Source organism: Rugosibacter aromaticivorans, assembly GCF_000934545.1.
Taxonomy (GTDB): domain Bacteria; phylum Pseudomonadota; class Gammaproteobacteria; order Burkholderiales; family Rhodocyclaceae; genus Rugosibacter; species Rugosibacter aromaticivorans.
The window spans coordinates 1,957,557-1,975,156 of the sequence record NZ_CP010554.1 but is presented as its reverse complement, the minus strand read 5'-3'; the positions used below and the strand labels follow the sequence as shown (position 1 = coordinate 1,975,156).

The window sequence follows — 17,600 nt, the reverse complement described above, 5'->3', positions numbered from 1 at the left end:
GTCACTTTCTAGGCAACTGCGAGTACGTTTTTTGGCCCAGCTGCGTGGTTGGCTGGATGGTTTGCCTCGTTGCCCTTGCTACCTTGAGGTACGGTCTTGAGGCCGGTGGCGAGCAGGGTGAACAATTCATGAGCGAACGCGTTGAGCTCGCCCAGCGCATTGCGATTGGCGCGGGTAAATGTGTTGTAGGCAACGGCAGCGGGAATGGCAACGGCTAGGCCGATGGCGGTCATGATCAAGGCTTCGCCCACCGGGCCGGCGACCTTGTCCAGCGTACTTTGGCCGCTCATGCCGATGGCCAGCAGCGCATGGTAAATCCCCCAGACAGTGCCGAACAGGCCGACAAAAGGCGCTGAGGAGGCGACGGTGGCGAGATAGGTGTTGCCATATTCCATGTGTGCCTTATGCTGCGCAATGACATGCCTGATCGAGCGAATGAGGAACTCGCCGGGCGTACCAAAATCGATCAGACCCTGCGGATTTTGGCTGATGTTGTCTGCCTTGCAGTACTCAACGGCGGCGATTCCTCGTTGCACCAAATCCGCAAAGGGTTCGGTAATGCCCCTGGTGGGGTTATTTGCGCGTATTTCGTCGGCAATGTCATTAAGACTGTTGGCTACCCAGAAAGACTTGAGGAAGGTATTGCTCTTGCGCCGGATGGCGATACGGCGGGCGCTTTTGGCAAGAATCAGATACCAGGTGCCGATGGACATCAGCGTCATCAGAACCAGAATAAACCGTGCAATGCCATCGCTATTGGCGAGAAAGTGGGCGAAGCCCAGTGAGTTTTCCATGGTGTCAGCCTTTCAGTGAAAAAATAATCGGAACGAGAACAGTAGCGGCGACAGGCTCGTTGCCGAGCTTGGCTGCCACGAATTTCCAGCGGCGCACGGTTTCCAGCGCTGAATCATCAAGACGCGTGTAGCCGCTGCTGGTGTGTATCTGGACAATTTGCGGCAAACCGTCCGCCGTAACATGTATGCGCAGCACGACGCGGCCCTGCTCGCCAAGACGTCGCGAGATGCCTGGATACGGCGGCTTCGGATTGTCCAGATAGGTGGCATCGAAGCGTGGCTGGGTTGGTATTGACGCAGGTGACATGGCAATTGCTGTAACAGGTTCTGCAAAAGTCGGCGCTGGCAGAGCGACAGTCGGTGTGGGTGCAGGCATTTCCACAGGCGCAGCGAGCAACGTCGGAGTTTGTATTGGCAAGGGTTTGCGTGCCATGGGACGGGGTTTTGGGGGGACGATTTCAGGTTTTGTCTGCGGTGCTTCAAGCGGTAGCAGGCGCACGCTCATGGCAACTGGTGCGCTTGGCTGGCTGATGGGAGCCTATCCGAATTTTTGTGTGTAAGGCATATTCATCAGTTCGAGAAAGGAACGAGATATGCCCGAGCAACAAACGAAACCCAAGAAGCTGAGCATGGTTCAGCAATCCATTGAGGATGCGCGCAACGCGCCTGCGTTTACGCCCGAGATGCAGGCACAGCTGGACACACTGGTCAGCGCACCGATGACCGGCAGCGAGGTCAACGACCTCACCGCACGCCTGAAACGCGCGATCATCGAGCGCGCGCTGGCTGCTGAGATGAGCCTGCATCTGGGCTACGCACCCGGCGAAGACAAGCCCGCAGGCGTTGCCAACCATCGCAACGGCAGCAGCGGCAAGACGCTCCTCACCGACACCGGCCCGCTCAGGATCGACATCCCGCGCGACCGCAGCGGCGCGTTCGAACCCCTGATCGTCCCCAAGCATGGCCGCCGCTACGAAGGCTTTGATGACTTGATCCTGTCGATGTATGCACGCGGCATGAGCACGCGCGACATCCGCGCGCACCTGACCGAGATGTATCACGTCGAGGTGTCGCCGGATTTCATCAGCACCGTGACCGATGAAGTCATGGCCGAAGTCTCTGCCTGGCAGGCCCGACCGCTGGAGCCGATGTACCCCGTGATCTTCTTCGACGCGTTGCGGGTCAAGATCCGCGACGACGGCCTGGTCAGGAACAAGGCGGTCTATCTTGCGCTGGGCATCCTGCCCGACGGCAGCCGCGACATTCTCGGGCTGTGGATCGAACACACCGAAGGGGCCAAGTTCTGGCTCAAGGTCTTCAACGACTTGAAGACGCGCGGCGTGGAGGACGTGCTGATCGCCGTTTCCGATGGTCTGAAAGGGATTCCAGAGGCGCTTGCTGCGGCGTATCCGGAAGCCGTCCTGCAAACCTGCATCGTGCACTTGATCCGCAACAGCCTGGACTATGCCAGTTGGAAGGATCGCAAAGCCGTCGCAGCGGCGCTGCGTCCGATCTACACCGCGACGAGCGCAGACGCCGCAGAAGTCGCGCTGACGGCGTTCGCGCAATCCGAATGGGGAACGAAACTGCCGCATGTCGCTGCGGCCTGGCGGCGTGCATGGGACTACGTGACGCCATTCTTTGCGTTCCCGCCCGAGATTCGGCGGGTGATTTACACCACCAATGCCATCGAATCGGTCAACGCGCGCATCCGCAAGGCGATCAAGACACGCGGGCATTTCCCCAACGACGAGGCGGCGACCAAGCTGATCTGGCTGGCGCTGAGAAACATCACCAAGGAATGGGCAATGCCGGTGTTTCACTGGAAAGCCGCGATGGTGCAATTCGCCATCCAGTTCGGGGATCGCTTTACGAAACGTGTCGCGTAAAATCAGGCAGCAATCAATGAAACATCAACCGCCTTGCACACAAAATTCAGGACACTCCCGCTGATGGATTTTCCATGGAGCAGTCCGCAAATCACCAGCACATGCGCAGCGATCACGATTCCGGTGCAGATGCGGGAGACGCGCTGCGGCGCTGTGCATGGATAGCTGGGAAAAGACTGTGCGGCCATCGGTTGGGTTATATGGAAGTGGAGTCAAAAATATTTTATAAATAAGAATCATTCTTATTATAAATGAGAATGATTCTTATATGCAAGTAATTTTTTGGTGTCTGTGTATTTGGTGCTGCTTTGCAGCAGAATTTTTCAAACTAATTAGCGGATAGGATGACTTTAAGTATTCTCCCGCCCTGTGGTCAGTGCCGGATTGAAGTCTCAGTATGATTGTTTGATTGTTTGAGTTATTTTGAATAGACAAATACGTGCCTTCAAATGTGCAAACTGATTCGCTACCAGATCAAGTCACATTAATCGGCCACTACCTATAAAATGAACGAAGCATCTTTGCACATCTGGTATTTTTCTCATGACTGCTGCTTACATCACCGTCTTTTTCTTGGTAGCGTTAGCGCTGTCAACCGCGCTTCGTCTTTGGCTGGGCGTGCGACATATGCGCCATGTCCGTGCGTGCCGGGGAGAAGTGCCTGCGGAATTTGCCGCCCAAGTCACCCTGGCTGACCATGAGCGCGCTGCTGATTACACCGTGGCCAAGGGCCGTTTGGGGCTGATCGAGATTCTTATCGAGGCGACATTGTTGCTTGTGTTCACGATGGGTGGATTGTTGCAGTCGATTGACGCCGTGCTGCACGCTTGGCTGGGCATGGGTTATGCCCATGATCTGGCGCTGTTTGCCGGCTTTGCGTTGCTGGGCTTCGTGATGGGTTTGCCGATGAGTCTTTACCGCACGTTTCGGCTTGAATCGGCATTTGGTTTTAACAAAATGACGATGCGGCTGTGGTTGGCAGATTTGTTCAAGGCAGGTTTGTTGGCCATCCTGATTGGCGCGCCGTTGCTGCTGGCTGTTTTATGGTTGATGCAGATGATGGGCGCGAACTGGTGGTTTTATGTCTGGCTGTTCTGGATGAGCTTTAATCTGCTGGTTCTGGTGTTGTACCCCACGGTGATTGCGCCCTTGTTCAACAAGTTTTCGCCACTGGCGGATAGTGCTCTAAAAGAACGTATCGAAGCCTTGTTGAATCGTTGCGGCTTTGCTTCATCCGGCTTATTCGTGATGGATGGCTCAAAGCGTTCGGCGCATGGCAATGCGTATTTCACTGGTTTTGGCCGCGCCAAGCGCATTGTATTTTTCGACACGCTTTTGGAAAAACTCGCACCGCAAGAGATCGAGGCTGTGCTTGCACATGAATTGGGACATTATCATCATCACCATGTGTTAAAACGGATTGCACTACTGGCGGTGATAAGTTTTGGCATGTTGTGGTTGCTTGGCCAGGTGATCGATCAGCCGTGGTTTTATGAAGGGTTAAACATCGGTGCTGGTGACACGGTGAATACGGCACATACTGCGATGGGTTTGCTGCTGTTTTCTATGGTGCTGCCGGTTTTTCTGTTTCCGTTAGCGCCGCTGACATCAGCGCTTTCGCGGCTGGATGAATATGCGGCCGATGCCTATGCCGCAAAACAAACGGCAGCAAAAGATCTTGTCGCGGCACTGGTTAAGCTTTACCGTGATAATGCTGCGACGCTGACACCGGACCCTCTCTACTCGTTGTTTCACGATTCGCATCCGCCGGCCAGCCAACGGATTGCACGTTTGCAATCCTTTTGAATAAGACACGGAGGAACGATGACTGATCTGAAAAACCGCCGCTGTGTGCCTTGCGAAGGGGGTGTTTTGGCGCTGGATGCTAATGCTGCCGAGCAGTTATTGGCGAGGCTTTCAGGATGGCAGCGAGAGGTCAATGATCATAAGCGTGATCATCAGCGTATTTTTAAAATCTACCGGTTCAAGAATTATCACGAGACCATGGCGTTTGTGAATGCGACGGCCTGGGTGTCTCACCGCGAAGACCATCATCCCGACCTGACCGTTAGCTACAACGAATGCAAGGTGAGCTATACCACGCATGCGATCGGCGGCTTGAGTGAAAATGATTTCATTTGTGCAGCAAAAATTGATGCGTTGTTTGAGCTGTAATATGCGCTTTGCCATGTGCTGTCATTTACTTTGAGCGAGCGCGGAACAATCATCGCCGCTTTTGGCCGGCACTACGAAATCGAATTTGCTGATGGTCGTGTGGCGCAGGGTTTTCCTAAGGGCAAAAAAAGCCCCTATGCCGTGGGGGATGTTGTTGAGCTCACGCAGGACGGGCAAATTACCAGCCATCTGCCGCGTAAAAATCTGTTGTACCGCAGTGATGCGTATCGGCAAAAACTGATCGCTGCTAATGCCACCCAGTTGCTGTTAGTAGTTGCGACCGAGCCCTCGTTTAGCGATTTATTGCTGTCCCGTGCGCTGCTCGCTGCCGAACATGAGGGGTTACGCCCACTGATCGTGTTAAACAAGTGTGATCTAACGGCCGCATTGCCTGCTGCGCACGATCTGCTCGCCCCCTTTGTGGCATTAGGCTACCCACTGCTAACACTCTCTGCCGCGCAAGATGCCACGCCGCTGCTGCCTTGGCTGGCGGGTGAGGTTTCGGTGCTGGTAGGGCAGTCGGGTATGGGTAAATCTACCTTGACCAATGCGCTGGTGCCGCATGCAGCGGCGGCCATTCGTGAAATTTCAACGGCACTGGATTCAGGTAAACACACCACCACGTATGCGCGGCTGTATCACCTGCCCAATGGCGGCCAGTTGATCGATTGCCCTGGGGTACAGGTATTTGGTCTGGCGCAGTTGTCGCCACAGGAAATTGAATCGGGTTTTGTCGAATTTCGTCCCTTGATGGGAACGTGTCGTTTTCGTGATTGCAAACATAGTGCGGAACCAGGTTGCGCTGTTAAGGCAGCGCTAGCCAGCGGCGCGATTCATCCACGGCGGTTGGCGCATTATCACCAGATCATGAGCGAGACTTCGCGACGTTGACAAAGACGGTATACTTTCCGTTTGCACCGCAAGATCAAAAGCCGTTATTCATGAGGGTTTGCGGACTGCGAAGTTATTTATTGGGAATAAGCTGATGTCTGTTTTAAGTTGGATCGTCGCGATGTCGCTGACAGGTGGGGCGTTGAGCGTCTTGGCCGCCGCAGTATTTGCTTTGAAGGCAAAGGCACACTGGGTATCACACCTCATTAGCTATGCGATTGGGGCGTTGCTGGGCGCAGCCTTTCTTGAGGTTTTGCCCCATGCGATTACGGCGAATGGTGATGCAGTGGGCACGACGGCTACCGTTCTTGGCGGCATTCTGATTTTCTTTGTGCTGGAAAAATTAGTGCTTTGGCGGCATTGTCATGTCGAGTCGTGTGAGGGCCATGAACCGCATGCGCATGGCCATGAGAACAGACGCAGTGGCCTGCTGATCATGGTGGGGGATACCTTTCATAATTTTGTTGATGGCATCCTCATTGCCGCGGCCTTCATGGAAGATATCCGCCTGGGGATTATCACGGCATTGGCGATTACTGCCCATGAGATTCCACAGGAAATCGGCGATTTCATGATATTGCTGCATTCAGGTTATTCAAAATCACGGGCGCTAGCGTTTAATCTGTTCTCGAGCTTGGCGACGGTGGTGGGGGCATTGATGGCCTATGCGGCACTTGGGAAAATGCAAACCGCGGTGCCGGCGTTGTTGGCCTTAGCTGCGGCTAGCATGATTTATGTTGCTGTCGCTGATCTTATTCCGGGGTTACACAAGCGGCCTGAAATCAAAGCGACGGTACAGCAAATTTTATTGATCGGTGCCGGCATTGCTACCATCTTTTTGAGTCACCGTACGATTGATCATTTTCTGGGATAGCTGATCCCGTCGCCGTTGTGGCGTGCCCAAGAGCCACAACAACAAAGCCAGGGGCGCAGCGCCATATACGACAAAGGTGAGTATTCCGGCAGTCAGGCTCGGCTCTGTGACTGCCATGAGCAGCGTGATATACAGCCATCCAATGGCGATCACATACATGGCGCGATTGTAATCAGTTTGGTGAAGCATCTGCTGCGGACTAGCCATTTTGTTTTTTAACACGGTTTCTTGACACTGATTATTGTGCGATGCAAAATGAATCTGCCATCCATTAAGTGCTTATTTTGCCGAAGACTTCATGTTCTCTATCTTTTCTCTGCAAAGGTTATTGCATGTCATCCGCCGCTGATGCTTTGTTTCATGGCCCCCAGCAGTTTTTTGCTGCACAGTTACCGCATTCGTTGGCTGAGCTTATGAAGGATGCTCTTTTCAACGGTGAGATGATGTCCGCAGACGTCCAGGCGTTGCGTCAGGCGCTCATACAGGAATGGCAAGGCAGGCATGCCCAACTGTGGCAGCGGATGTTGAACACGGACAAGGATCAGTCGTTGCCGCCAGTAGTGAGCGCTTCGGTGGGAGATCGGCGCTTTGCTCATCCGGCATGGACAGAGAGTCGGCCGCACGATTATTTATGGCAGGCCTATTTACTTAACGCTGAGTATCTGCAGCGATTCGCCGCGATCGCTCCGGAAGGTCGGGAAAAAAAGAAGACGGTATTTCTCGCCCGACAAATCATGGATGCCATGGCGCCTTCGAATTTTATCGCGACCAACCCGGAGTTCATCCAGACAGCGCTGGAAACCCAAGGGGAAAGTATTCGTCAGGGGATTCAGAACCTGATCGACGATCTTGAAAAGGGCCGTATCTCGATGACGGATGAGGCGGCGTTTGACGTGGGCCGTAATTTGGCAACGACGCCAGGCGCAGTAATTTTTGAAAATGCGTTGATGCAGTTGATTCAATATTCGCCGCAGACGAAAAAAGTTGCCGCGCGTCCACTGTTGATTGTGCCGCCATGCATCAACAAGTTTTATATCCTCGATTTGCAGCCGGAAAATTCGCTGGTGCGCTATGCCGTGGCGCAGGGCAACACGGTTTTTCTGGTGTCATGGCGAAACGTCAATGCCACCCTGGGGCATCTGACGTGGGATGACTATGTTGAGCGAGGGCCATTGACGGCGATTCGCGTGATGCAGAAGCTATGTGGTGTAGCACAAGTGAATGCGCTGGGCTTTTGTGTCGGGGGTACTATTCTCAGCTCCGCGCTTGCGGTTGCGCGGCAGCGCGGTGAAGACCCGGTGGCATCTCTCACGCTACTGGCAACCTTGCTCGATTTTTCTGATGTCGGTGAGATCGGTTATTTTGTTGATGAACAGTCAGTGGCGGCGCGCGAAGCGAGCATCGGTAAAGGCGGATTGCTTCCTGGACGTGAGTTATCCGCCGTTTTTTCAGCGCTGCGCGCGAATGACCTCATCTGGCAGTATGTAGTCAGTAACTATCTCAAGGGAAAGAAACCGGTGGCCTTTGATTTGCTGTATTGGAATTCGGATGCGACGAACCTGCCTGGCCCTTTTTTGGCATGGTATCTGCGTCATATGTATCTTGAAAATAGTTTGCGTATACCCGGTAAACTCGAGATGTGTGGCGTCAAAGCGGATCTTGGGCGGGTGGATATGCCGGTCTTTTTGTTGGCCTGTCGGGAAGATCATATTGTGCCGTGGAAAACATCGTATCTTGGGCGTCATGTGTTAGGTGGCAAAAGTCAATTTATTTTGGGCGCTTCAGGCCATATCGCTGGCGTGATTAATTCGGCCTCAAAAAACAAGCGCAGTTACTGGAAGAATGATCGCGAGACGAAGGATGCGGATGAATGGTTAGCTACAGCGACGGAAGTCAAAGGCAGTTGGTGGCCCCGTTGGGCGGAATGGTTAAGCATATGGGGCGGGGATAAAATTTCTGCGCCACGCCGTCTTGGTAGCGCCGAGTTTTCCGTGATCGAGGCTGCCCCGGGACGCTATGTCAAGGAAAAGGCATAATGATCAACGGGGGTATGGACGCAACTTGAAAGCGACTTTCTAAAGGAGAGAGCAGTGCAAAAAGTAGCGGTGGTAACCGGAGGTATGGGTGGTCTGGGCGAGGCCATCTGCATTAAATTGGCTGCACTGGGCTATAAAGTGGTGACAACCTATAGTCCCAGTAACACCAATGCGGATGCCTGGCTGCGCGCAATGAATGATATGGGATATGGTTTCAAGGCCTATCCGTGTGATGTGAGCGATTTCGACTCAGCCAAACAGTGCATCGATCAAATAACCGCTGATCTGGGCCCGGTGGATGTGCTAGTGAACAACGCGGGGATCACTCGTGATATGACGTTTAAGCGAATGAGCAAGGCCGACTGGGATGCGGTGATGCGTACCAATCTTGATTCTGTGTTCAATATGACCAAACAGGTGATGGATGGAATGATGGAGCGCAATTGGGGGCGCGTGATCAATATTTCATCAGTGAACGGTCAAAAGGGTGCTTTTGGACAAACCAACTATGCCGCGGCTAAAGCCGGGATGCATGGTTTTACGAAGTCGCTGGCGCTTGAGGTGGCGAAAAAAGGCGTAACCGTTAACACCATTTCTCCAGGGTATATCGGCACCAAAATGGTGACGGCTATTCCGCAAGAGGTTTTGGATAGCAAGATATTGCCGCAAGTCCCGCTTGGTCGCCTGGGTAAGCCCGAAGAGATCGCCGGTCTGGTTGCCTATTTGTCTTCTAATGAGGCGGCTTTTGTGACTGGCGCGAATATTTCCATCAATGGTGGCCAGCACATGTATTGACCAAGAACAAAGAAATAGAACGAAAAATATCGCAGGCAATGTGCCTGCTTGCGCACAATTTTTGAGTCATGGGGGCAGTGGGAAATATGGTTAAGCGGGTTGCATTGGTAACAGGCGCAATGGGTGGGCTGGGAACGGCAATTTGCAAGGCATTGGCACAAAATGGGTTTACGGTAGCAGCCAATTGTCTGCCCAATTTTGAGCCCAAAGCAGCGTGGCTGACAAAGATGAAATCGGAGGGCTTTGATTTTCTCGTGACCGAGGCCGATGTGACAGACTATGACGCGTGCGCAGAGATGATTAACCACTTGGAAACAACGGCTGGTCCGGTGGATGTACTTGTCAATAACGCGGGCATTACCCGCGATGCCGTTTTCAAGAAAATGAATAAAGGCCAATGGGATTCTGTGTTGTCCACTAATCTCGATTCTGTTTTCAACGTGACGCATCATGTGCTGGCCGGTATGGCCGAGCGCGGCTGGGGACGGGTGATTAATATTTCATCCGTGAATGGTATCAAAGGCCAGTTTGGTCAAGCCAATTACTCTGCTGCCAAGGCAGGAATTCTCGGTTTTACCAAAGCGATTGCCGCTGAAGTTGCAAAAAAAGGTGTCACGGTCAATGCCATTGCACCTGGGTATGTAGGTACAGATATGGTTATGGCGATTAAACAGGAGGTGCGTGATGAGATCGTCGCGACTATTCCCATGGGGCGTTTGGGAAAACCGGAAGAAATCGGCGGGCTTTGCGCCTATCTTGCGTCAGACCTTGCCGGGTACATGACAGGTGCTACGCTGAATATCAACGGTGGTTTGCACTTCAGTTGATAGTCGGGGTGTATGAAAATAGAGCAAACTCGCACTAGCGGAGATTGATAAGTCACCTGAAAAGTGGGTCAAGTAGGTCAACAAGGGAGGAGCACCATGACTGAACAGAATCGAATAATCAAGAAATATCCTAATCGGCGGTTGTATGACACCCGCACCAGCACCTACATTACGTTAGTGGATGTCAAAGGGCTGGTTTTGGCGCATGAGGCATTTCAAGTGGTCGATGCGAAATCAGACGAAAATATCACGCGGGCGATTTTGTTGCAAATCATTCTTGAGGAAGAAGCGAACGGTGCGCCTATGTTTTCATCCGAAATGTTATCGCAGATGATTCGTTTTTATGGCAGCGCCATGCAGAGCATGATGAGGCGTTATCTTGATAGCAACATGAAAGCCTTCGTTGATATGCAGGCTAAGTTTTCAGAGCAGGCTATGTCATCGTTTGGCACCCCAGGGCTGGGGACTCAGGATATGTGGAATCAGTTTCTGAATTTCCAGGGGCCGGCCATGCAAAGCATGATGAGTGCGTATGTTGAACAATCACAGCAGTTGTTCCAGCAAATGCAAGACAGAATGAAAGAGACGACACGAAAAATTTTTCCTGATGCAACCGCGAATGCTGCGCATAAACCAGGTAAGGCGTCAGGCAGTGCAAAGTCAAAATAAGTCAAAATAAGTAACAAGTAACCCAATCAAATTATTTATGAAAAAAAGCAAGATTAATGTGCCATCCATTGGGTTTGTCTCACTCGGCTGTCCTAAAGCCGCTTCAGATGCTGAGCAGATACTTACCCGCTTGCGAGCAGAGGGTTACAAGATTTCAGGCAGCTATCAGGGCGCTGATCTTGTCGTAGTCAATACCTGTGGGTTTATTGATGCGGCGGTTGAAGAATCGCTCGATGCCATTGGCGAAGCGATGGCTGAGAACGGTAAGGTCATTGTTACTGGATGTCTAGGCGCGAAAAAAGATGCGGCTGGTAATGACATTGTGCGCACCGCACACCCCAACGTGTTGGCTGTTACCGGGCCACATGCCTTGCAGGAAGTGATGGAAGCTGTGCATACGCATTTGCCGCCATTGCATGACCCTTTTGTCGATCTCGTTCCAGCTCAAGGCATCCGGCTTACGCCGGACCATTATGCGTATTTAAAGATTTCTGAAGGCTGCAATCATCGCTGTAGTTTCTGCATCATTCCTTCCCTGCGGGGTGATTTGGTGTCACGGCCCATTGGCGATGTGCTGCGTGAAGCTGAAATTCTTGCTGAGGCAGGCGTGCGCGAGCTGCTGGTTATTTCTCAAGATACCAGCGCTTATGGCGTGGATACAAAATACCGTACAGGTTTTTGGGGTGGCAAGCCCGTGAAGACGAGGCTTTATGATCTGTGCGAACAACTCGGCGAGCTAGGGCTGTGGGTGCGTTTACATTATGTCTATCCGTACCCCAACGTGGACGATCTCATGCCGCTCATGGCCGCAGGGAAAATTTTGCCCTATCTGGATATTCCGTTTCAGCATGCCAGCCCGCGCATTCTTAAATTGATGAAGCGCCCGGCTTCTGCAGAAAAGGTTCTGGAACGCATCACCGCCTGGCGGCAAGTGGTGCCTGATCTCACCATACGCAGTACCTTCATCACTGGTTTCCCGGGAGAAACCGAGGCCGAATTTAATGCGTTACTTGATTTTCTGGATGAAGCACAGCTTGACCGCGTGGGGGCTTTTGCCTATTCACCCGTTGATGGCGCCAGTGCCAATGACCTGCCGGAGGCCTTGCCGGAAAGTGTGCGCGAGGAGCGTAAAGCGACTTTGTTACGGCATCAGGAGGATATCTCCACGCAGCGACTGGAAAGAAAAATTGGTCATCGCATAAAAGTGCTGGTGGATGAAATAGACGAAGATGGCGCGATTGCACGTTCTGAAGGCGATGCGCCGGACATTGATGGTCTCGTGTACATCGTTGATGGACATCACCTGGCGGTGGGCGATTTCGCCGAGGTGACCGTGACAGACTGTGATGTGCATGATCTGTATGCGACACTGCAGTGAATGCCTTGCTGGCAGCGCTGTTGGTCGAATTACGCCGTATCGCCAGCGCCGACTTTGTTATAACTGAAGCTAACGCGCTCGCACCTTTTTGCACCGATTGGCGTGGCCGCTATACAGGCCAGCCGCTGTGCGTTGTACTGCCGAGCGATACGGAGGCTGTGGCCGCCGTGGTTAGCGCGTGCGCAGCAGCCGGTGTGCCTGTCGTGCCGCAAGGTGGCAACACCGGTTTATGCGGCGGCGCAACACCAATCGGTGGTGAGGTGCTGATTAGTCTCCGGCGGTTGAATCGTATTCGGTCTGTCGATGCCGATAACAACGCAATCACCGTGGAAGCGGGGTGTACGTTGCAAGCCGTGCAGGATGCCGCAGCCTCGGTTGATCGCTTGTTTCCGCTGTCTTTAGCGGCTGAAGGCACTGCCACTCTAGGCGGTAATCTTTCTACCAATGCCGGCGGTGTTCAGGTAGTGCGTTATGGCAATGCGCGAGAACTTACGCTGGGGCTGGAAGTTGTCCTGGCGGATGGCCGTATTTGGGATGGATTGCGTGCCCTGCGTAAAGATAATACCGGCTACGATCTTAAGCACTTGTTCATTGGCGCCGAAGGAACCCTGGGCCTGATAACGGCTGCAACACTTAAACTCTTCCCACAGCCACGGGAAAAGGCGACTGCCTGGGTAGCGGTAGTCAGCCCCTTAGCGGCCGTGCGTTTGCTGGGGAGTTTACGTGCGGTTGTCGGCGACAATGTGACGGCGTTTGAATTGGTTGATCGAACGTCTCTCGAGTTAGTGTTGCAGCATATGCCCAGGACGCGCGCGCCGTTGCAAGGTCAGCACAACTGGCATGTGCTGGTTGAGCTTTCCGGTGCATGTAATCATCTGCACGACATTCTTGAACAGGCCTTGCAAGCGGGGATTGAAGCCGGACATATTATTGATGCGGTGTTAGCGCAGAGTGAAGCGCAAAGGCATGCACTATGGGCATTACGTGAAAATATTTCTGAAGCGCAGAAGATCGAAGGCATTTCCATCAAGCATGATATTGCGTTGCCTGTCTCGCGCATTGATGAGTTTATTCAACGTGCAGGCGCGGCATTAAAAGCCGTTTCGCACGATGTACGCATTGTTTGCTTTGGGCATGTGGGCGATGGAAATTTGCATTACAACCTTTCTAAAGTGGATGCGCAATCCAACGAAGATTTCATTGCGCAGACCCCGGTTATAAACCGGATCGTGTACCATCTGGTCTGCGAACTAGGCGGTTCCATTTCAGCGGAACACGGTTTGGGGCAACTGAAACGCAATGAAGTCTTGAAGTACAAAAGTCTCACTGAAATGGATCTCATGCGCACTGTCAAAGCAGCATTGGATCCACAAGGTTTGATGAATCCCGGCAAGCTGCTGTAACAAGTCATTTAAAGTCTGATAAATTTTGATTAAATTTTTGTCGAATGCTTTACATGACATGTTTGTGACCCTATAATCCGCGCTCTCTTGTGGGGGTATAGCTCAGCTGGGAGAGCGCTTGCATGGCATGCAAGAGGTCCGCGGTTCGATCCCGCGTACCTCCACCAACGACGAGTCCCTATCGTCTAGAGGCCTAGGACATCACCCTTTCACGGTGAGTACGGGGGTTCGAATCCCCCTGGGGACGCCACTATCCCTGCATCTTGATTGCAAGATGCAGGCGGTGTAGGTTGGTACAGTGGTTTAGTAGCTTAGTAGCTTAGTAGCTTGGCTGCGCTATCTAAATGGAAATTTCGCCAATTAATTTGGCCGAAGCGCTAGGTGGTTAAATAGCCTCAAGGCACTTTAATGTCTGCGCTTAGAGCACAAAAAGGACAGGGTTTTACCATCCTTTTCACGTGAAATGATGGGATGGGCGAACGATAGTGCCTGTGACGCCAGAGTACCCCCAAATAATTTGCTCGAAGACGTTTCTTTGAGAGGCTGCAAGCCGCCAATAATCCCGCTGAATAGGTTTGCGCTCTGCACCTATATATTGATAAAAAGTCGGCGCTGGCGATACGGTGATGAATTTAAACGCGCGGTTTGATGGCTTATTTGTGTGAGCTACCAAGGAGCCACTTTTAGCTGATTGTCTTTGGCAAAATTTACCAAAAACGTATATGCCATGGGTTCGGCAGCATAGAGGTCGGCGTTCACAAAAACACTTTTGTACCCTTCATGAGTGCCTGGTTGCACATGGGGGGAATAAGCCATGCGCCGCTCTGCACCAAAGGCGGACATCACACCGCAGATGCGTTCCGCCCAGTCGCTCGGCCGAAAGGGCTGGCCTCCAAGCGTTACGCCAATAATGATGAAATTTTCCGCTTGGAAGCGCGTCATAAAAGTACAGTGGAAGAGGTATTGTTACTTGCTACTGGGTTGCAGATGGGTTGGAAGCTTTCAATAAGGATACTTAGTCGCGAATAAAGAAAGTTATCCTCAGGCAGCTATTGAAAAACCAAGTATGGATACTACTGCCATTACTCACTTGACGCAATTTATGACTCAGGTATTCGCCACTACGCCAAGTTGGTTGACGCCCGAGTGAATAGAGTGCTTGTAAAGGGGGTGCTAGGTATTCAAACAGAACAAGTCTGAGATTCGTCTCTCAAAAGATATGTCTGTCGATGTTTCTATTTCAGCCAGGGTCTGATACCCGAATTGGGTTTTCGCTTTGTCTCAGTGAGCTGCTGCTCATTTCAACAATAACAACCCATTTTTGATAGCCAATAGGGGTGGTTGTCACCACGTGCAATCCTGCTTTAGTCACCCCACGCTGTATGGTAAATTTGGTTACCAACCAGAGACAGCCGAGAAGACATGACAGCATGCCAATGAGCGCAAAAAACATTTGCGCTTGACTGCTATCAATAGACGGCGCAATGACTCCTTGCTCTGAAACTTCTGCGGCAAGCAGCGAAAGAATAAAGGAAAAGGCGATAAGTTTTTGCATGTAAACCGAAGTTCCATCACTGCCGAATTGCAATGAATAAGCTGATGTCAGTGTAATTTGCCGACTGATAAAAAAAGCTGCAAAGAAAAGGGTATATGTGGCTACATTTCAATGGTTTGGTTTATGGGTAGGCATTTATGGGGGATGAGAAAATCCATTTGGGATCCGGATAGTTCGAGCCAGGGGAGCTAGCTGGTTATTTGAATTAATCCGATCAGGCCTTCTATTGAGCCCCTGTCTTATAATGGCTCTCTCTTTTTGACTTTTCTCTGCCACTTGTGAATCCCGATCTCGCTCGGTTGCAGCCTTACCCGTTTGAAAGGCTGCGTCAGTTGTGTCTTGGCGTGTCACCAGCACCGACTTTTCGCGAAATTCGGCTCTCTATCGGTGAACCGCAGCACGCCACACCCCTCTTGATTCAGCACGCGTTGTCTGAGCATCTTGGCGGATTAGCACAGTACCCAACGACGCAGGGCACGCGTGGTTTGCGCGAGGCGATCGGGCAATGGATTGCCCGTCGGTATGCCGTGCCTTTTTTGGATGTGGAGACTCAGGTGTTGCCTGTGAATGGCTCGCGCGAGGCACTGTTTGCATTTGCCCAGACGGTCATTGACCGCACGCGTCCTCATGCAAAAGTAGTTTGTCCGAATCCGTTTTATCAAATTTATGAAGGGGCCGCTTTGTTAGCCGGTGCCGAGCCGGTCTATCTGAACACCATGCCTGAAAATGGCTTTGCCATGGACTGGACTGCGCTTGCGGAGTCAGTCTGGCGTGATGTGCAGCTAGTCTATGTGTGCTCGCCCGCCAATCCGACCGGCAACGTGATGACGCTGGATGCGTGGCGCGCGCTATTTGCACTCGCTGATCGTTATAATTTTGTGATTGCGTCCGACGAGTGTTATTCCGAAATCTATGGTGATGAAAATGCGCCTCCGCTAGGTGCATTGACCGCGGCCAGGCAACTGGGGCGTGACGATTATCGCCATCTGGTCGTTTTCTCAAGTTTGTCCAAACGGTCGAACGTTCCCGGGTTACGTTCGGGGTTTGTCGCGGGTGACGCGGAAGTTCTGAAGAAGTTTTTACTCTATCGCACTTACCACGGTGGCGCCATGAATCCGGCGGTACAGGCGGCGAGTATCGCAGCTTGGAACGATGAGGCCCATGTGCAGGATAACCGGCGTCGGTACGCGGAAAAATTTCAAGCGGTTATGCCACTCATCGCGTGCCATTTGCCTTGCGCCATTCCCGATGCCGGGTTCTATCTGTGGGCGAAAACGCCGATAGCGGATACTGAATTTGCACGCCAGCTTTTGCAGCAGAAAAATGTTGCGGTACTTCCCGGCAGTTATCTTGGACGGGTTGCCGATGGTATCAATCCGGGCGCGAACTTTATTCGCCTGGCACTGGTGCCAAGTCTTGAAGACTGCCTCGAGGCGGCGCATCGCATAAACGATTTTTGTCTCTCTTTGTGAAAGAAAAACATATGAATAAACCACTGAATGACTTACAACAGGTCATCGAACAGGCATGGGAAGACCGCGCCAATCTGCAACCGGGAACTGCTTCAGCACGCGTTGGCGAGGCTGTTGCGCATGTGCTTGGCGAATTAGATAGCGGGGCCTTGCGCGTTGCCGAGAAGATCAATGGCGAATGGATGACGCATCAGTGGATAAAAAAAGCGGTGCTGCTTTCTTTCCGTCTGGAAGATAACGCGTTAATCGACAATGGCCCGATGCGCTATTTCGACAAGGTGCCGACGAAGTTTTCTAATTACGATACGCATCAATTTGAACAAGGTGGCTTTCGCGTTGTGCCGCCTGCGGTTGCCCGTCGCGGTAGCTTTATTGGCAAGAATGTGGTGCTCATGCCCAGCTACGTCAATATTGGCGCCTATGTTGATGAAGGCACGATGGTGGACACGTGGGCAACCGTTGGCTCTTGCGCCCAAATTGGTAAAAACGTCCATCTTTCTGGCGGCGTTGGCATCGGTGGCGTGCTCGAACCTCTTCAGGCTAATCCAACCATTATTGGTGACAATTGTTTTATCGGTGCACGTTCTGAAGTCGTTGAAGGGGTCATCGTTGAAGATAATTGCGTCATCTCCATGGGGGTGTACATCAGTCAGAGCACAAAGATTTATGACCGTGCCACGGGCGAGATTACTTATGGGCGTATCCCTGAAGGTTCCGTCGTTGTGAGTGGCAATTTGCCGTCCGTTGATGGTAAATACAGTCTGTATTGTGCGGTGATTGTCAAACGAGTCGATGCACAAACGCGTGCAAAGACGAGTATTAACGAATTGTTGCGTGACTAA

At 52.2% G+C, this 17,600-nt stretch carries 18 protein-coding genes and 2 tRNA genes; 16 read left to right on the top strand and 4 right to left on the bottom strand.

All coding sequences use genetic code 11. The annotated features are described in order from the left end of the window. Nucleotides 1-8 precede the first annotated feature (8 nt). Both PG1C_RS09880 and PG1C_RS09875 read right to left on the bottom strand, forming a co-directional pair. Complete coding sequence (locus PG1C_RS09880; protein WP_202634626.1) at nucleotides 9-794, bottom strand: MotA/TolQ/ExbB proton channel family protein; 786 nt, start codon at nucleotides 792-794, stop codon at nucleotides 9-11. Between the two features lie 4 nt (nucleotides 795-798). Next, on the bottom strand, nucleotides 799-1,101 hold the full coding sequence (locus tag PG1C_RS09875; protein WP_202634625.1) for an energy transducer TonB: 303 nt from the start codon (nucleotides 1,099-1,101) through the stop codon (nucleotides 799-801). Between PG1C_RS09875 and PG1C_RS09870 the strand changes: the two genes are divergently transcribed. The 14 genes from PG1C_RS09870 to PG1C_RS09805 all read left to right on the top strand — a co-directional run bounded on the left by PG1C_RS09870 (nucleotide 1,100) and on the right by PG1C_RS09805 (nucleotide 13,981). Beyond that, the gene (locus PG1C_RS09870; protein ID WP_202634624.1) at nucleotides 1,100-1,354 is read left to right on the top strand and encodes a hypothetical protein; all 255 of its coding nucleotides are present in this window, start codon (nucleotides 1,100-1,102) and stop codon (nucleotides 1,352-1,354) included. The genes PG1C_RS09875 and PG1C_RS09870 overlap by 2 nt on opposite strands. Nucleotides 1,355-1,477: 123 nt before the next feature. Then, entirely contained in the window at nucleotides 1,478-2,683 is a 1,206-nt protein-coding gene (locus PG1C_RS09865) for an IS256 family transposase (RefSeq protein WP_414629203.1), read from the top strand. A gap of 543 nt (nucleotides 2,684-3,226) precedes the next feature. After that, nucleotides 3,227-4,489: a M48 family metallopeptidase gene (locus tag PG1C_RS09860; RefSeq protein ID WP_202634623.1), complete on the top strand. Its 1,263-nt coding sequence runs from the start codon at nucleotides 3,227-3,229 to the stop codon at nucleotides 4,487-4,489. 18 nt (nucleotides 4,490-4,507) lie between these two features. After that, complete coding sequence (locus tag PG1C_RS09855) at nucleotides 4,508-4,858, top strand: 4a-hydroxytetrahydrobiopterin dehydratase (protein WP_202634622.1); 351 nt, start codon at nucleotides 4,508-4,510, stop codon at nucleotides 4,856-4,858. 15 nt (nucleotides 4,859-4,873) lie between these two features. Continuing rightward, entirely contained in the window at nucleotides 4,874-5,749 is an 876-nt protein-coding gene (rsgA, locus tag PG1C_RS09850; protein ID WP_202634621.1) for a ribosome small subunit-dependent GTPase A, read from the top strand. 94 nt (nucleotides 5,750-5,843) lie between these two features. Next, the gene (locus PG1C_RS09845) at nucleotides 5,844-6,623 is read left to right on the top strand and encodes a ZIP family metal transporter (protein WP_202634620.1); all 780 of its coding nucleotides are present in this window, start codon (nucleotides 5,844-5,846) and stop codon (nucleotides 6,621-6,623) included. Nucleotides 6,624-6,955: 332 nt separating this feature from the next. Next, the gene (locus PG1C_RS09840; protein ID WP_202634619.1) at nucleotides 6,956-8,659 is read left to right on the top strand and encodes a PHA/PHB synthase family protein; all 1,704 of its coding nucleotides are present in this window, start codon (nucleotides 6,956-6,958) and stop codon (nucleotides 8,657-8,659) included. Nucleotides 8,660-8,713: 54 nt separating this feature from the next. Further along, nucleotides 8,714-9,454 carry an acetoacetyl-CoA reductase gene (gene phbB, locus PG1C_RS09835; protein WP_202634618.1) on the top strand — a complete coding sequence of 247 codons (741 nt, stop codon included), beginning with the start codon at nucleotides 8,714-8,716 and terminating at the stop codon, nucleotides 9,452-9,454. An 86-nt stretch (nucleotides 9,455-9,540) separates the two neighbouring features. Continuing rightward, on the top strand, nucleotides 9,541-10,281 hold the full coding sequence (gene phbB / locus PG1C_RS09830; RefSeq protein ID WP_202634617.1) for a beta-ketoacyl-ACP reductase: 741 nt from the start codon (nucleotides 9,541-9,543) through the stop codon (nucleotides 10,279-10,281). 96 nt (nucleotides 10,282-10,377) lie between these two features. Continuing rightward, nucleotides 10,378-10,950 carry a polyhydroxyalkanoate synthesis repressor PhaR gene (phaR, locus tag PG1C_RS09825; protein ID WP_202634616.1) on the top strand — a complete coding sequence of 191 codons (573 nt, stop codon included), beginning with the start codon at nucleotides 10,378-10,380 and terminating at the stop codon, nucleotides 10,948-10,950. Between the two features lie 37 nt (nucleotides 10,951-10,987). Beyond that, complete coding sequence (gene rimO, locus PG1C_RS09820; RefSeq protein ID WP_202634615.1) at nucleotides 10,988-12,328, top strand: 30S ribosomal protein S12 methylthiotransferase RimO; 1,341 nt, start codon at nucleotides 10,988-10,990, stop codon at nucleotides 12,326-12,328. Then, nucleotides 12,325-13,731, top strand: coding sequence for an FAD-binding oxidoreductase (locus PG1C_RS09815; protein ID WP_237218139.1), 1,407 nt, complete (start codon nucleotides 12,325-12,327; stop codon nucleotides 13,729-13,731). Before rimO ends, PG1C_RS09815 begins: the two co-directional genes overlap by 4 nt. Before the next feature lie 91 nt (nucleotides 13,732-13,822). Further along, nucleotides 13,823-13,898, top strand: a tRNA-Ala gene (locus tag PG1C_RS09810). 7 nt (nucleotides 13,899-13,905) lie between these two features. After that, nucleotides 13,906-13,981, top strand: a tRNA-Glu gene (locus PG1C_RS09805). Nucleotides 13,982-14,397: 416 nt separating this feature from the next. Here the strand turns inward: PG1C_RS09805 and PG1C_RS09800 are convergent. Together PG1C_RS09800 and PG1C_RS09795 are read right to left on the bottom strand one after the other, a co-directional pair. Further along, nucleotides 14,398-14,673 carry a DUF3579 domain-containing protein gene (locus PG1C_RS09800; protein WP_202634614.1) on the bottom strand — a complete coding sequence of 92 codons (276 nt, stop codon included), beginning with the start codon at nucleotides 14,671-14,673 and terminating at the stop codon, nucleotides 14,398-14,400. Between the two features lie 298 nt (nucleotides 14,674-14,971). Continuing rightward, nucleotides 14,972-15,286 carry a hypothetical protein gene (locus tag PG1C_RS09795; RefSeq protein ID WP_202634613.1) on the bottom strand — a complete coding sequence of 105 codons (315 nt, stop codon included), beginning with the start codon at nucleotides 15,284-15,286 and terminating at the stop codon, nucleotides 14,972-14,974. Nucleotides 15,287-15,564: 278 nt separating this feature from the next. Here PG1C_RS09795 and dapC point away from each other — a divergent pair, with 278 nt between their 5' ends. Together dapC and dapD are read left to right on the top strand one after the other, a co-directional pair. Then, a complete protein-coding gene (gene dapC / locus PG1C_RS09790) occupies nucleotides 15,565-16,758 on the top strand; it encodes a succinyldiaminopimelate transaminase (RefSeq protein WP_202634612.1) in 1,194 nt (397 codons plus the stop codon). A 23-nt stretch (nucleotides 16,759-16,781) separates the two neighbouring features. Then, nucleotides 16,782-17,600 carry a 2,3,4,5-tetrahydropyridine-2,6-dicarboxylate N-succinyltransferase gene (gene dapD / locus PG1C_RS09785; protein ID WP_202637012.1) on the top strand — a complete coding sequence of 273 codons (819 nt, stop codon included), beginning with the start codon at nucleotides 16,782-16,784 and terminating at the stop codon, nucleotides 17,598-17,600.